Source organism: Schaalia meyeri, from assembly GCF_900105015.1.
Taxonomy (GTDB): Bacteria; Actinomycetota; Actinomycetes; order Actinomycetales; family Actinomycetaceae; genus Pauljensenia; species Pauljensenia meyeri.
Genome location: NZ_FNLK01000006.1, coordinates 1 through 12,294, shown reverse-complemented (window position 1 = coordinate 12,294; position 12,294 = coordinate 1). Strand labels below are relative to the sequence as shown.

The 12,294-nt window shown below is 65.1% G+C and carries 8 protein-coding genes, 2 rRNA genes and 1 pseudogene; 2 read left to right on the top strand and 9 right to left on the bottom strand.

From position 1 onward, the window contains the following. Positions 1-8 precede the first annotated feature (8 nt). Positions 9-1,850 (bottom strand): methionine--tRNA ligase, encoded by a 1,842-nt coding sequence (metG, locus tag BLT68_RS02920; protein ID WP_074632729.1) that lies wholly within the window; start codon positions 1,848-1,850, stop codon positions 9-11. A 130-nt stretch (positions 1,851-1,980) separates the two neighbouring features. On the opposite strand from metG, the gene BLT68_RS02915 reads away from it, so the two are divergent. Next, complete coding sequence (locus BLT68_RS02915; RefSeq protein WP_074632728.1) at positions 1,981-2,538, top strand: isochorismatase family protein; 558 nt, start codon at positions 1,981-1,983, stop codon at positions 2,536-2,538. A gap of 293 nt (positions 2,539-2,831) precedes the next feature. Here the strand turns inward: BLT68_RS02915 and rsmI are convergent, their stop codons facing one another. The 5 genes and pseudogenes from rsmI to BLT68_RS02890 all read right to left on the bottom strand — a co-directional run bounded on the left by rsmI (position 2,832) and on the right by BLT68_RS02890 (position 7,344). Next, positions 2,832-3,737, bottom strand: a complete 906-nt coding sequence (gene rsmI, locus BLT68_RS02910; protein WP_082175889.1) for a 16S rRNA (cytidine(1402)-2'-O)-methyltransferase — start codon at positions 3,735-3,737, stop codon at positions 2,832-2,834. A 10-nt stretch (positions 3,738-3,747) separates the two neighbouring features. After that, entirely contained in the window at positions 3,748-4,605 is an 858-nt protein-coding gene (locus tag BLT68_RS02905; protein ID WP_050695189.1) for a metal ABC transporter permease, read from the bottom strand. Beyond that, positions 4,602-5,492, bottom strand: coding sequence for a metal ABC transporter permease (locus tag BLT68_RS02900; RefSeq protein ID WP_074632726.1), 891 nt, complete (start codon positions 5,490-5,492; stop codon positions 4,602-4,604). Before BLT68_RS02900 ends, BLT68_RS02905 begins: the two co-directional genes overlap by 4 nt. Continuing rightward, entirely contained in the window at positions 5,489-6,205 is a 717-nt protein-coding gene (locus tag BLT68_RS02895; RefSeq protein WP_050695191.1) for a metal ABC transporter ATP-binding protein, read from the bottom strand. Before BLT68_RS02895 ends, BLT68_RS02900 begins: the two co-directional genes overlap by 4 nt. Continuing rightward, positions 6,205-7,344, bottom strand: a pseudogene (locus BLT68_RS02890) (metal ABC transporter substrate-binding protein). Before BLT68_RS02890 ends, BLT68_RS02895 begins: the two are co-directional and overlap by 1 nt. A 148-nt stretch (positions 7,345-7,492) precedes the next feature. Between BLT68_RS02890 and BLT68_RS02885 the strand changes: the two are divergent. Beyond that, a complete protein-coding gene (locus BLT68_RS02885) occupies positions 7,493-9,211 on the top strand; it encodes a dolichyl-phosphate-mannose--protein mannosyltransferase (protein WP_232618759.1) in 1,719 nt (572 codons plus the stop codon). Between the two features lie 120 nt (positions 9,212-9,331). Here BLT68_RS02885 and BLT68_RS02880 read toward each other — a convergent pair whose 3' ends face one another. From BLT68_RS02880 to BLT68_RS02870, 3 genes are all read right to left on the bottom strand, one after another. Beyond that, positions 9,332-9,853, bottom strand: coding sequence for an NADPH-dependent FMN reductase (locus tag BLT68_RS02880; RefSeq protein WP_074632723.1), 522 nt, complete (start codon positions 9,851-9,853; stop codon positions 9,332-9,334). Between the two features lie 398 nt (positions 9,854-10,251). Next, a 5S ribosomal RNA gene (gene rrf, locus BLT68_RS02875) occupies positions 10,252-10,368 on the bottom strand. 188 nt (positions 10,369-10,556) lie between these two features. Further along, a 23S ribosomal RNA gene (locus BLT68_RS02870) occupies positions 10,557-12,294 on the bottom strand; the annotation flags it as partial.

Sequence of the window (12,294 nt, the reverse complement as noted above, 5' to 3'; positions counted from 1 at the left end):
TGGCGTCTTTACGCGCCCGTGACGTCGTCGGGGCGCGCGTTCGCATAGCGCGCCAGCTCCTCCTCGACGATGGCCTCGTCCAGTTTGACAAAGACGGGCGTGGGCTTGGCGATCGGGGTGCCCACGGTGATCGGATGGCGCCCCCAGGTGGGGACGCTCGCGTAGTCTCCCGTGATGATCGGGTACGTGGACCGGCCCGTAAAGTCGGCGGGCAACACCTGGGGGTCCAGCTCCTCCACCTCCTCGATGCGAGGCATGGGCGCGATCCGCCCCTCGCCTCCCATGACGCGGTCCACGTCGTTAGCGGCGTGGGGCAGGAACGGTGAGAGCATGAGGTTGAGGTCGGCGACCGCCTGAGCCAGGGTCCACAGGACGGTGGCCAGGCGTTCGCGCTGCTCGGGCGCCTTGAGCTTGAAGGGCTCCGTGTCGGTCACATACTTGTTGGCCTCGCCAACCAGGCGCATCGCCTCGGACAGGGCGGCCTTCTGGCGGTGGCGGCGGATCAGGTCGCCGACCGTGGCGAATCCGGCGTCAACGGCATCCAGCAGGGCGCGGTCAATGTCCTCCAGTTCGCCCGGGGCGGGGATCTGTGCGAACTTCTTGGCGATCATGGAGGCCGTTCGGTTGACCAGGTTGCCCCATCCGGCAACCAGTTCGCCGTTCGTTCGGCGCACGAACTCCGCCCACGTGAAGTCTGCGTCCGAAGCCTCCGGGCCCGCCGCGCTGATGAAGTAGCGCAGGGCGTCGGCCTGGTAGCGCTCCAGGAAGTCGCGCACGTAGATGACGATGCCGTGGGAGGAAGAGAACTTCTTGCCCTCCATGGTGAGGAACTCGGAGGAGACCACCTCGGTGGGCAGGTTGAGGACGCCCAGGTCCCCGGCCTGCCCGCCCTTCGCACCCTGCCCGTTGTATCCGAGCAGCTCGGCGGGCCAGATCTGGGAGTGGAAGACGATGTTGTCCTTGCCCATGAAATAGTAGGACAGCGCCTCCGGGTCGTTCCACCAGGCCCGCCATGCCTCGGGGTCGCCGGTGCGCCTCGCCCACTCGATGGAGGCGCTGAGGTATCCGATGACGGCGTCGAACCACACGTACAGGCGCTTGGTGGGCTGGTCCTCCCAGCCGGGAACCGGGATACCCCAGTCGATGTCGCGCGTCATGGCGCGCGGGCGGATGTCGCTCAGGAAGTTCTGGGAGAACTTGATGACGTTGGGGCGCCACGTGCCCGAGCGCTCGCGCTGGTCCAGCCACTGCGAGAGGGCCCCCGCCAGGGCGGGCAGATCCAGGAAGTAGTGGGTGGACTCCACGAACTGCGGGGTTTCGCCGTTAATGCGCGAATGCGGGTCAATGAGTTCGGTGGGATCCATCTGGTTGCCGCAGTTGTCGCACTGGTCGCCTCGCGCACCCTCGGCGGAGCAGATCGGGCAGGTGCCCTCGATGTAGCGGTCGGGCAGGGTGCGGCCGGTCGACGGCGAGATGGCGGCGCGCGTGACCTGTTCGATCATGTAGCCGTTGTCGCGCACGGTCACGAACATGTCCTGGACAACGCGGTAGTGGTTGCCGGCCGTCGTGCGGGTGAAAAGGTCGTAGGAGAGACCCAGGGCCACCAGGTCCTCGACGATGAGCCGGTTGTTGCGGTCTGCCAGCTCGCGAGCGCTGACTCCCGCGCCGTCCGCGGCCACCAGGATGGGCGTGCCGTGCTCGTCCGTGCCGGACACCATGAGAACGTCGTGCCCGGCCATGCGCATGTACCGGGAGAAAACATCGGAGGGGACACCGAACCCCGCGACGTGGCCAATATGACGGGGGCCGTTGGCGTAGGGCCATGCGACGGCGGACAGAATACGACTCATAGCCACTAACAATACTGCCTGCCTGCCACAAACGGGGAACCGTCCGATCCCACCGGGATTCGATCCGCCCTTATCGGGGTGTGACCGAAGTGATATCCTGGGGAAAATGCCGAATTATCCGGGAGGATGCATGCCCCGCGCGCTCATTATCGTCGATGTCCAGCCCACCTTCTGCGAGGGGGGTGCTCTGCCCGTTGAGGGCGGCAACGCCGTCGCCCAGGCCGTGGCCCGCTTCGTGGACGACCACCGAGGCGACTACGCGCTCATCGCGACCACGCAGGATTGGCACATCGACCCGGGCGCGCATTTTTCCGACACCCCCGACTTCGTGGACACCTGGCCCCCGCACGGCGTGGCGGGCACGGCCCAGGCCGAGCTGCACCCGGCGCTGGCGCGGGTGGGCGCGGACGTGACCGTCAAGAAGGGGCAGTACCAGGCCGCTTACTCGGGCTTCGAGGGCACCTGCCAGGACGGTTCGACGCTGGAGCAGGCGCTGACCGCCGCCGGAATCACCGAGGTGGATGTCGTGGGCCTGGCAGAGTCTCACTGCGTGGCGTGCACGGCGATCGACGCGGCGCACGCGGGCTTTGCCACGCGTGTCCTGCGCGACCTGACGGCTCCCGTGACCGAGGAGCTGGGTGTGGCCGCCCGCGAGAAGATGCGCGCGGAGGGAGTCGTCCTCGCCTGAGGCTCCCCTGGCCCGGCGCGGGCGGCGCACGTTGCACGACCCTGTTACCTGTCGATGCGCGCAGGCCGCGGTGTCGTGAGCATCGCCGACGACGCTGAACGCTTCTGGATAGGTTGTGCTGTTCTGGATAGGAAACAGGGCATTTGGATAGGTTATTAACCTATCCAGAACGCGATAACCTATCCAGTTCATCGTTTCCTATCCACGCGCGCAGCGAGATTATGCCCTTCGGCATCCCCCACGGGGTTCCAGCGCACGTTGCGCTCCAGCCCCAGCCTCGCGCCGCCGCGCCTCTACCGCGCGGCGAGGGCCGCCTTGTAGAGGTCGTTCTTGCGCGCGCCGGTAGCCGCAGCCACCTCGGCCGCGGCGTCCTTGAGGCGCATGCCCTCGGCCGCCAGCGCGAGGACCGCACCAACGTGGTCCTGGGCGCGGGTCGATTTCTCATACCCGGCCACGACGATGGTGACCTCGCCGAGGATCTCACCGTCGCTGGCGGCCAGGGTCGCGAGCGTTCCGCGACGCACCTCCTCGTGTTCCTTGGTGAGCTCGCGGCACATTGCGGCACATCGATCACCACCGAACACGTCGGCCATTCGCGCCAGCGTTGAGGCGGCCCGCCGGGGCGACTCGAAGAAGATCAGCGTGTGCGGATCGGTGGCCAATTCCTGCAGGTAACGCCGCGCTTCACCATCCTTGCGGGGCAAGAACCCCTCGAACGCGAAACGATCCGAGGGCAGCCCCGACAGTGCGAGCGCCACGAGCGGCGCGGAGGGGCCGGGCAAAGCGGACAGGGGTACGCCTGCGTCAATGGCGGCGCGGGCGAGACGGAATCCGGGGTCCGACACGGTCGGCATGCCAGCGTCAGAGACGTAGACGACGCGCGCCCCTCCTCTCGCCGCATCGACTATTCCCGCGGCTTTCTCTGCCTCGTTGTGGTCGTGCAGGGCGATCGCGCGCCCACCGATCCGGATCCCCAGGCGCGCGGCCAGCGCGAAGGCACGACGGGTATCCTCCGCAGCAACGATGTCGGCGCCTTCGAGCGCGGACACCAGGCGCGCCGACGCGTCGCGCGCATCCCCTATCGGCGTGGCTGCCAGCAGGATCGATCCGCGCTCCTGGCGGTAGCGCCCCGGCGAGGGCGTCACGGGGGACACGCCCGCAGGCCCGGGGGCAGGGGGCGCGTCGGTGGTGTCACCCATTGGCACCGCCTCACGCCCAGCGTCTGCGCGCACGACGAGCGCGAGGGACGCGGGCGATCCACGCCGGAACTCGTGAGACGAAGACGCTCACCGCGCAAAGGAGCGCGATCGTCCCTCCGGCGCTCAGGCGCGCGGGGACGGCGATTGCCAGTCCCGCGAGTCCCAGGAAGGCGCCGAGCAGCGGGCTGCCGATGAGGAAAGCCCGCGAGCTGGAGACGATGGGGGCCAAGGAGGCGGCGGGGGCCGCTACGAGCGCGATGGATAAAACCGTTCCGACGGCGGGGATCGCGACCGTGACTGCGGCGAGGATGATCGTCAGGATGATGTGTTCGTTGCGCGCGGTATGAGAAGCAGCGGCTGGCGCCGAAGGATCGAAGCAGTGGGCCAGCAGGTGCCTGTGTCCCACGCTGACGGTCACCGTCGTGAGCACCAGGATGGCCGCCGCCCATACGACGTCCGCGGGTGAGACGGTAATGACGGAGCCGGTCAGGAAGGAGTTGACGGCGAGGGGCAGGGGTTTGAACCAGGTTGCCAGGAAGTAGCCCGCTGCGAATCCGGCGGTGAGGACGATGCCCGCCGCCCCCTGGGAGGAAATGCCGGGGATCTTGGCCAGGGCGCGCATGAGCGCGACCAGCGGGATCGTTCCGAGGAACGCGCCGATGTACAGGGCGGTGGACCTGCCCGAGTGTCCCAGCCCGACCGCCGCCGCGATGACGACGCCCAGCACCGCTCCGGGGAACGTGCCGTGCGTGACGGATTCTGCGAAGAAGATTCTCCGATCGAGGTAGGCGAACGCGCCGACCAGCCCGCCGAGGGCGCCGATCAGCGCCACATGGAGCGCGGGAAGGACGAGGAGGCTGGCGATCATTGCGCGCCCCCCACCTGCGCGACCGTCGTCGTTTCACGCTGTGTTTCACGCGCGGCGCGCGCCAATCGTGCAGGTCGATCACGCCGCGCACCGAACTGTCGCGCCGCGCACCCGAGGGCGAAACAGATGAGCACACCGAGGGCGACGCACGCCTGCGGAGACAGCGGCCTGGGTGCGCGCAAGAGGGAGACGGCGAAGCCGCTCCATCCTCCGACCAGCGCGCAGCCGATCGCGAGCAAGGCCATGGATCGTGTTCCCGGCGCCAAAAGGCGACCGAACGCGCCGGGCACGATGAGGTAGCCGACGACCAGCAGGACTCCGACGGCCGTCGAGGCAGCGACCACGATGGCCCCGAGAGCGGCGTTGAAGACGACATCGACCAGCAGCGTGGGAACACCTCCGACGCGCGCGGCCTCCCGGTCGAAGGCGACCGCGATCTGGGCGCGCCACATAGCGATGAGGAAGAGTCCAGCGACGACCAGCACCACCGCGCTGACCCACATACGTGAGGTCGTGATGTCCAGAAGGCGGCCAAACATGAGGGCCTCAAGCTGTCCAGACAAATCGCCGACGCGCAGGGAGATAACAATTCCCAGGGAGAAGAAGGCGGTCAGGACGACGGCCGTCGTCGCCTCTGAGGAATGTTGACGGCGCGAGGTGATCGTCAGGGCGGCTGCGACGAATGCCGCGCACAGCGCGCCGCCGGGGATGATCGCGTCGCGGCCACCGACGGCCATCCCGACGACGATGCCGGGGAAGACGCCGTGCACCATCGTTTCGGCGCCGAACTCCGCTCGCCGCAGGTTGACCAGGGTCGAGGCCGGGCCGACGGCCAGGGCGAGCAGCCCGAGGATGATGATCGGACGCAGCAGATAGGGCGCGATCATGACAGTGCCGCTATCGCTTCGTCCGCCCCGGAACCGTAGGCGCGTGCCAGGTGGGAGGGCACCAGGGTATCGGCGACGGGGCCGAGGGCGATCTGATGCGAGGCGAGGATGCAGGCATCCGAGCATACGTCGCGCGCGAGGGAGAGGTCGTGTGTGGACACGACAATGCCGACGCCGCCCGCGGTGAGCTCCGTGATGAGGCGGGTGATGATGTCGCGGCTGGGCGCGTCGAGCCCGTTGAAGGGCTCATCCATCATGACCAGCTGCGGCCGGGCAACGAGGGCGCGCGCGACCAGGACGCGCTGGCGCTGGCCGCCGCTGAGGGTGCCGAAGCGGTGGGACGCCCGATCTATCAGGTTGACGCGCTCCAGCGCCTCGTCGACTCGGCGTCGCATGTCGGCGGTGATACGCCTGCCCCACCCGGCTTCTGCGATGAGCCCCATCGTGACCACTTCGGAGGCGTTGACGGGGAAGGTCAGATCGAGGTCGGCGCTCTGGGGTACCAGACCGATGCGTTTCGCATTCACCTCAACGCTGCCGGACAGGAGCGTGCAGCCGCCGGCGATGCCACGCATGAGCGTGGTTTTTCCGCCGCCGTTGGGGCCGACGAGGGCGAGGGCCTGACCCTCGTCAACGTCGAGGGTCAGGCCACTCAACGCCGGGGTTGTCGCATAACCCAGCGTTGCGTCACGGAAGGAGACGAGATGCGTCATCACTTATCCTGGAGGCGTTCTGGCAGCTGCGGGGCATTACCTCCCCACGCATCAGTCACAGCGCGCACGTTGTGGATGATCGATCCCACGTAGGTGGCTCCCTCGCTGCCGTCGGGTCCCAGCGAGTCGCCGTAGAGGGCGTCATCACCGATGACTGGCTTCACGCCGGCGGCCCGGGCGATCGCCTCGATGGACTTGGAGTTGTTGGAGTTCTCAGCGAAGATGGCGACTGCGCCGGATTCCTGAACCTGCTTCACGGCGTTCGCGATGTGCTCGGCCGTGGCGTCCTGCTGTTCGTTGAAGTCGCTCAGCGCGGCGCCGACGAATCGGATGCCGTAGTCAGAGGAGAAGTATCCGAAGGCGTCGTGCGAGGTGAAGAGGACGCGCTGGGAGGAGGGAACGGTCTCGATGGAGTTGGCAACTCATGTGCTGAGGGCGTCCAGGTCCTCCAGGTACGCAGCCGTGGCCTTCTTGATCGACGATGCGGCCTCGGGAGAGGCGGCGGCGAGGCCAGCGCCGAGGTTACTCACCTGGATGCGCGCACGCTTGGGCGACGTCCACACGTGAGGATCGAAGCGGAACTCGGGTTCTTCCTCGCCGTCCTCGGGCGGGAAGGGCCAGGGGGCGACCTCAACGCGCTCATCGCCTCGGTCGATCGTATAGGGGTGGTCGCCGTCCCCGGCGCTCGGGTCATCAATGTCGGAAGCAGTCAGGACGCCGGAGGTGACGACCATGCGCCCGTGGAAGCCGGAAGAGGTAACAGCGTCGTCCAGGAAGTGTTCGAGGTCAACACCGGAGACCGCCATGACGTCCGCCTCAGCGAGCGCGCCCGCCTGCGCCGGCGTCATCTCGTGCTCGTGCGCGGAAGCGTTGGGGGCGAGCAGGCAGGTCAGGCTCATCGCGAGGGCGGCGCCCTTGGAGTCCGCGCCGACATGGCTCTTGGCGCCGGAGGCGTCCGTCTTATCGAGGGAGATGTCGCTGGAGGCGGCCGCAATCTGGGTCACGTAATCGCAAATCTGAGTGGTCGTGGCGACGACCTTGAGGCCGTGGGCCGAAGGTGAGGGGGCACATGCGCCCAGCGAAAGAAGAGCCAAGCTGAAGACTGCGGCGGTCGCGCCGCGAGCTGTGGAGGGGATCACTGATACTCCTAATGGTATTTTCGGGTACACGAAATTATAACAACAGGCGAGAACTATTCTCAACACACTCTCTTTGTGTCCTCGCCCATGTGCCCGATCAGGTTTGCGAGCAATGCTGCCGGAGGCATTTTGCCCGCTACACTCACTCATGATGGATACAGCGAACGCACACCAGTCCCCCGCCGGCGAGGCGCCACAGGCCGACCCGGGCCCCGAGACCGTCGACGCCTGTCACGAGCAGACTTTCGCGGACCCAACCGCCAGCGCCGCACGCACCAGCAGCGCGCGCAGTTGGACCGATTCACTCGGAACGCCCGCCGCCGGATGGGTAGCCACCGCGATCGCGACGCTGGTTGCGGCAGCCATCCGCCTCCCGGGCCTCGATAATGTCCGCACGCTCATCTTCGACGAAACCTACTACGTCAAAGATGCCTGGTCACTCCTCACCCTTGGATACGAGGGGACCTGGCCCAAGGAATACGACGCTTCCTTCGTGGCCGGCGACGTCTCCGGGCTGTCCATGGTGGGCGGTTATCCGGTCCACCCGCCCACCGGCAAATGGCTCGTCGCCCTGGGCATAAAGCTCTTCGGGCAGGCCAACCCCGTCGGCTGGCGCATCGCCGCGGCGATATGCGGCGTCATCACGGTGTTCCTGCTGTGCCGCCTCGCCCAGAATCTCTTCCGTTCGCCCGCGCTGACCCTGCTCGCTGGACTCTTCTTGGCCACCGACGGCATGGCGATCGTCATGAGCCGCACTTCCATCCTCGACGGCTTCCTCGCGATGTTTGTGCTAGGGGCGTTCCTGTGCGTCGTGAAAGACCAACAGATGGTGCAGCCCATGCTGGAGCGCAAGCTATCCGAGTGGGACGGCCTGGGCAGCCCCAGAGTGGGCCTGACGGCTCTGCGCGCCTCCCTCACGCTGCACGACCGGCGTCCTTTCGCGATCGGCCCTAACGCGGGCAACCGCCCGTGGCTGCTGGCCGCCGGCTTCCTCGCAGGCCTCGCCTGTTCCGTGAAGTGGTCCGGGATCTACGCGCTGGCTGCCCTGGGCATTTTCGTCGCCATCCGCGAGGTTACCGTCCGGTGGCGGGCCGGACACCCCGCGCCCGTGCGCGGTGCGCTCCTCGCCGACATCTGGTGGGCGTTCATCCTCATGGTCCCCACCGCCGTCCTGACCTACATCGCCTCCTGGTTCGGATGGTTCGCACATCCGGCCGCGCACGGACATGGGCGCTCGGGCATCCACGGTTTCGGTGGCGCCCTGGCCGACCTGTGGCTGTACCACAAAGAGATGTGGACGTTCCACAACGGATTGGAAACGCCGCACAAGTATCAGTCCAACCCTTTTACGTGGCTCTTCCAGTACCGCGCCACGTCGTTCCACTGGGCTAACGGCGACGCAATCACGGGATGCGCCTCCGGCAAGTGTGCGAGCGACGTCGTCGCGCTCGGTAATCCCCTCCTCTGGTGGATTGGCATCGGCGCCCTGCTGCTCCTCCTGTGGGCGACCTGCTACTACCGATCCTGGCGGACGGGAGTCATCGTGCTGGGCTACATTGCCCTCTACGTGCCGTGGCTGGGATACGCCCATCGGACGATCTTCACCTTCTACACCGTTGCCTTTGCTCCCTTCGTCGCGCTTACGGTCGCCTGGATGGTCGCGTTGCTGGCCGGATGGGTCACCGCGGACGGGGCTCCCGCCGCGGCACCCCTCCCCCGCCACACTCGGATTACCGGGTGGGTTCTCGCCGCGCTCCTCACAGTCGCGGTCCTGGGCTGCGCAGCATACTTTATGCCGCTGTGGCGCGGGGACGTCGTCGACTACGACTTCTGGCGCGCACACATGTGGCTTCCCTCCTGGATCTAGCGCCGCCACGAAAACGCGTGTGGGACCGGCAGCTCACTGCCTGTCCCACACGCGTCATGTCCACATCACGCCAGGGCCGCGTCGGCCCATGCGGATGCGGGCGGCTATATGAGTCCCCTATTAGACGAGGGAGGCCAGGAGACGACGAACCTGCCCGCGAGCATCATCATCAGGGCTAAGAACACCGTCTGCGAAGTCGGAGCCGAGGTTCAACCCGACCTGTTGGTCGCGAATCGCAGTGCCAAAAGTACCCAGGATTTCTCGCAAGTGCTGAAGGGGCTTGCTCGCTCCAGACCACGAGTAGCCCACCAGGCCGACCGACTTGTCCTTCAACGTTGACGGAGGCAGGTAGTCAATGGCGTTCTTCAGGCCCCCGGGAATCGAGTGGTTGTACTCGGGGGTCACGAAGATGACGGCGTCGCGCGCCTCGAGGGCCTGGCGGAAACGGACGCCTTCCGGCTGAGTCGGCGCCTCTATCGACGGGGCCATCTCCTCGGCGAAGACGGGCAGATCGAAGTCCCTCAGGTCGATGATCGTAGCTTCAAAACCCGCCTCCTGGGCGCTCCCCTGAACCCAGTTTGCAACCTGTTCGCCCCAGCGACCGGGGCGAACGGAGCCAAGAACGATAGCAACAGACGTCATGATGTTCCCTTTCAAGTAATCGTTGAAACATCAACTACTCTAGTGGGGGACTAACCTCCGATCAAGCTCACCACGTATCTCTTAGAACACAGGTCCACGCACAACGGATAGCTTCTTAAGTGTTGTCGCGCGTATTTGGTTGGTGGGTGTTGGGGGTTGGTGTCGTTGTTGAGGGTGTCCCTTGTGTTACCGTGCGCGTTCGCGTGCGTGCGTGCGCGTGTGTGCGTGTTGTGGTTGTGCGCCCGCTGGTGTTGTGTTGTGTGTGCTCTGGGTTCGCTGTGTTGTGTTGTGTGCGCTCTGGGTGCGCGTGTTGGTGTGTGTGGGTATGCGGGTGCCCCCCACCCTGGTCTCCTGGCTGGGAGGGGGGGTGGGGGGCGTGTTGTTTTTGTGTGGTTGTGTTGTGGCGGTGTCCTACTCTCCCACGACCTGTCGATCGCAGTACCATTGGCGTTACCGGGCTTAGCTTCCAGGTTCGGAATGTTGCTGGGCGTTTCCCCGGTGCTATGACCACCACAAACTTTGTGTCCAACCTTACCGATCCCGCACGCCACCAACGCTCGCGCGCGTGCGTGGGTGTGCGTGGGGGGGTGGGTTGATCGTGGTTTGCATAGTGGTTGCGAACAGTTCGCGTATGTGTGTCCCACACGCGCTCCCGCCCCCCCTTTTTTTTCTGGTGTTCCAGGTGGGGGTGGGTGTGTGGGGTTTTGTTTAGTGTCGGCCGTAATTAGTACCAGTCGGCTCGCGAGCACCTCGCGGTGCTTCCACCTCTGGCCTATCAACCCGCTAGTCTGGCGGGGGCCTCTCACCCCCCAGGGGGGGCGTGGAAACCTCATCTTAGAGCAGGCTTCCCGCTTAGATGCTTTCAGCGGTTATCCCTTCCGAACGTAGCTAACCAGCCATGCACCTGGCGGTACAACTGGCACACCAGAGGTTCGTCCATCCCGGTCCTCTCGTACTAGGGACGGCCCTCCATCAAGTTTCCTGCGCGCGCAGAGGATAGGGACCGAACTGTCTCACGACGTTCTGAACCCAGCTCGCGTACCGCTTTAATGGGCGAACAGCCCAACCCTTGGGACCAACTCCAGCCCCAGGATGCGACGAGCCGACATCGAGGTGCCAAACCATGCCGTCGATATGGACTCTTGGGCAAGATCAGCCTGTTATCCCCGGGGTACCTTTTATCCGTTGAGCGACCACGCACCCACGTGCCATGGCCGGATCACTAGTTCCTGCTTTCGCACCTGCTCGACCCGTCGGTCTCACAGTCAAGCTCCCTTGTACACTTGCACTCGCCACCTGATGACCAACCAGGCTGAGGGAACCTTTGAGCGCCTCCGTTACTTTTTAGGAGGCAACCGCCCCAGTTAAACTACCCACCAGGCACTGTCCCCAACCCGGATCACGGGCCAAGGTTAAGGTGACCGCTTGAACCAGAATGGTATTTCAACGACGACTCCACCACGGCTGGCGCCATGGTTTCACAGTCTCCCACCTATCCTACACAAGCCCAAGCGAACACCAATACCAAGCTATAGTAAAGGTCCCGGGGTCTTTCCGTCCTTCTGCGCGAAACGAGCATCTTTACTCGTACTGCAATTTCACCGAGTTCACGGTCGAGACAGCGGAGAAGTCGTTACGCCATTCGTGCAGGTCGGAACTTACCCGACAAGGAATTTCGCTACCTTAGGATGGTTATAGTTACCACCGCCGTTTACTGGGGCTTAAATTCACCGCTTCACACCCCGCGGGGGGTGTTAACAGTTCCTCTTAACCTTCCAGCACCGGGCAGGCGTCAGTGCGTATACATCGCCTTACGGCTTCGCACGCACCTGTGTTTTTGATAAACAGTCGCTTCTCCCTATTCTCTGCGACCCCACAGCCCCCACCCCACGCACGGCAGGGAGAAACCACGGGGTCCTCCTTATCCCGAAGTTACGGAGGAATTTTGCCGAGTTCCTTAACCATGATTCACTCGAACGCCTCGGTATACTCTACCTGACCACCTGAGTCGGTTTCGGGTACGGGCGCGTTATGCCCTCACGTCGAGGCTTTTCTTGGCAGCATAGGATCACCACAAGTCCACACACGCGTGTGTCCCTCATCAGTTCTCACCCACAAGCCCCCTCGGATTTACCTAAGAGAACGGGCCACAACCTTAAATACGCACAACCATCGGCGCACTGCAGCTACCTTCCTGCGTCACCCCTGTTAACACGCTTGCCTACCATCACCGGGACCCCGACCCACACCCGCGCGCTCACCACACCACAAAAGCGCAGCAAACACACAAGGAAGCAGGACCGGTTAGCACAATGACTTCAACACGGGCGGTCACAACGCGGTACCAGAATATCAACTGGTTATCCATCGACTACGCCTGTCGGCCTCGCCTTAGGACCCGACTAACCCAGGGCGGATAAACCTAGCCCTGGAACCCTTAG

What these genes read in the sequence shown, in the direction of transcription:
- metG (WP_074632729.1), bottom strand. Translation starts at nt 1,850, where the DNA reads ATGAGTCGTATTCTGTCCGCCGTCGCATGGCCCTACGCCAACGGCCCC.
- BLT68_RS02915 (WP_074632728.1), top strand. Translation starts at nt 1,981, where the DNA reads ATGCCCCGCGCGCTCATTATCGTCGATGTCCAGCCCACCTTCTGCGAG.
- rsmI (WP_082175889.1), bottom strand. Translation starts at nt 3,737, where the DNA reads ATGGGTGACACCACCGACGCGCCCCCTGCCCCCGGGCCTGCGGGCGTG.
- BLT68_RS02905 (WP_050695189.1), bottom strand. Translation starts at nt 4,605, where the DNA reads ATGATCGCCAGCCTCCTCGTCCTTCCCGCGCTCCATGTGGCGCTGATC.
- BLT68_RS02900 (WP_074632726.1), bottom strand. Translation starts at nt 5,492, where the DNA reads ATGATCGCGCCCTATCTGCTGCGTCCGATCATCATCCTCGGGCTGCTC.
- BLT68_RS02895 (WP_050695191.1), bottom strand. Translation starts at nt 6,205, where the DNA reads ATGACGCATCTCGTCTCCTTCCGTGACGCAACGCTGGGTTATGCGACA.
- BLT68_RS02885 (WP_232618759.1), top strand. Translation starts at nt 7,493, where the DNA reads ATGATGGATACAGCGAACGCACACCAGTCCCCCGCCGGCGAGGCGCCA.
- BLT68_RS02880 (WP_074632723.1), bottom strand. Translation starts at nt 9,853, where the DNA reads ATGACGTCTGTTGCTATCGTTCTTGGCTCCGTTCGCCCCGGTCGCTGG.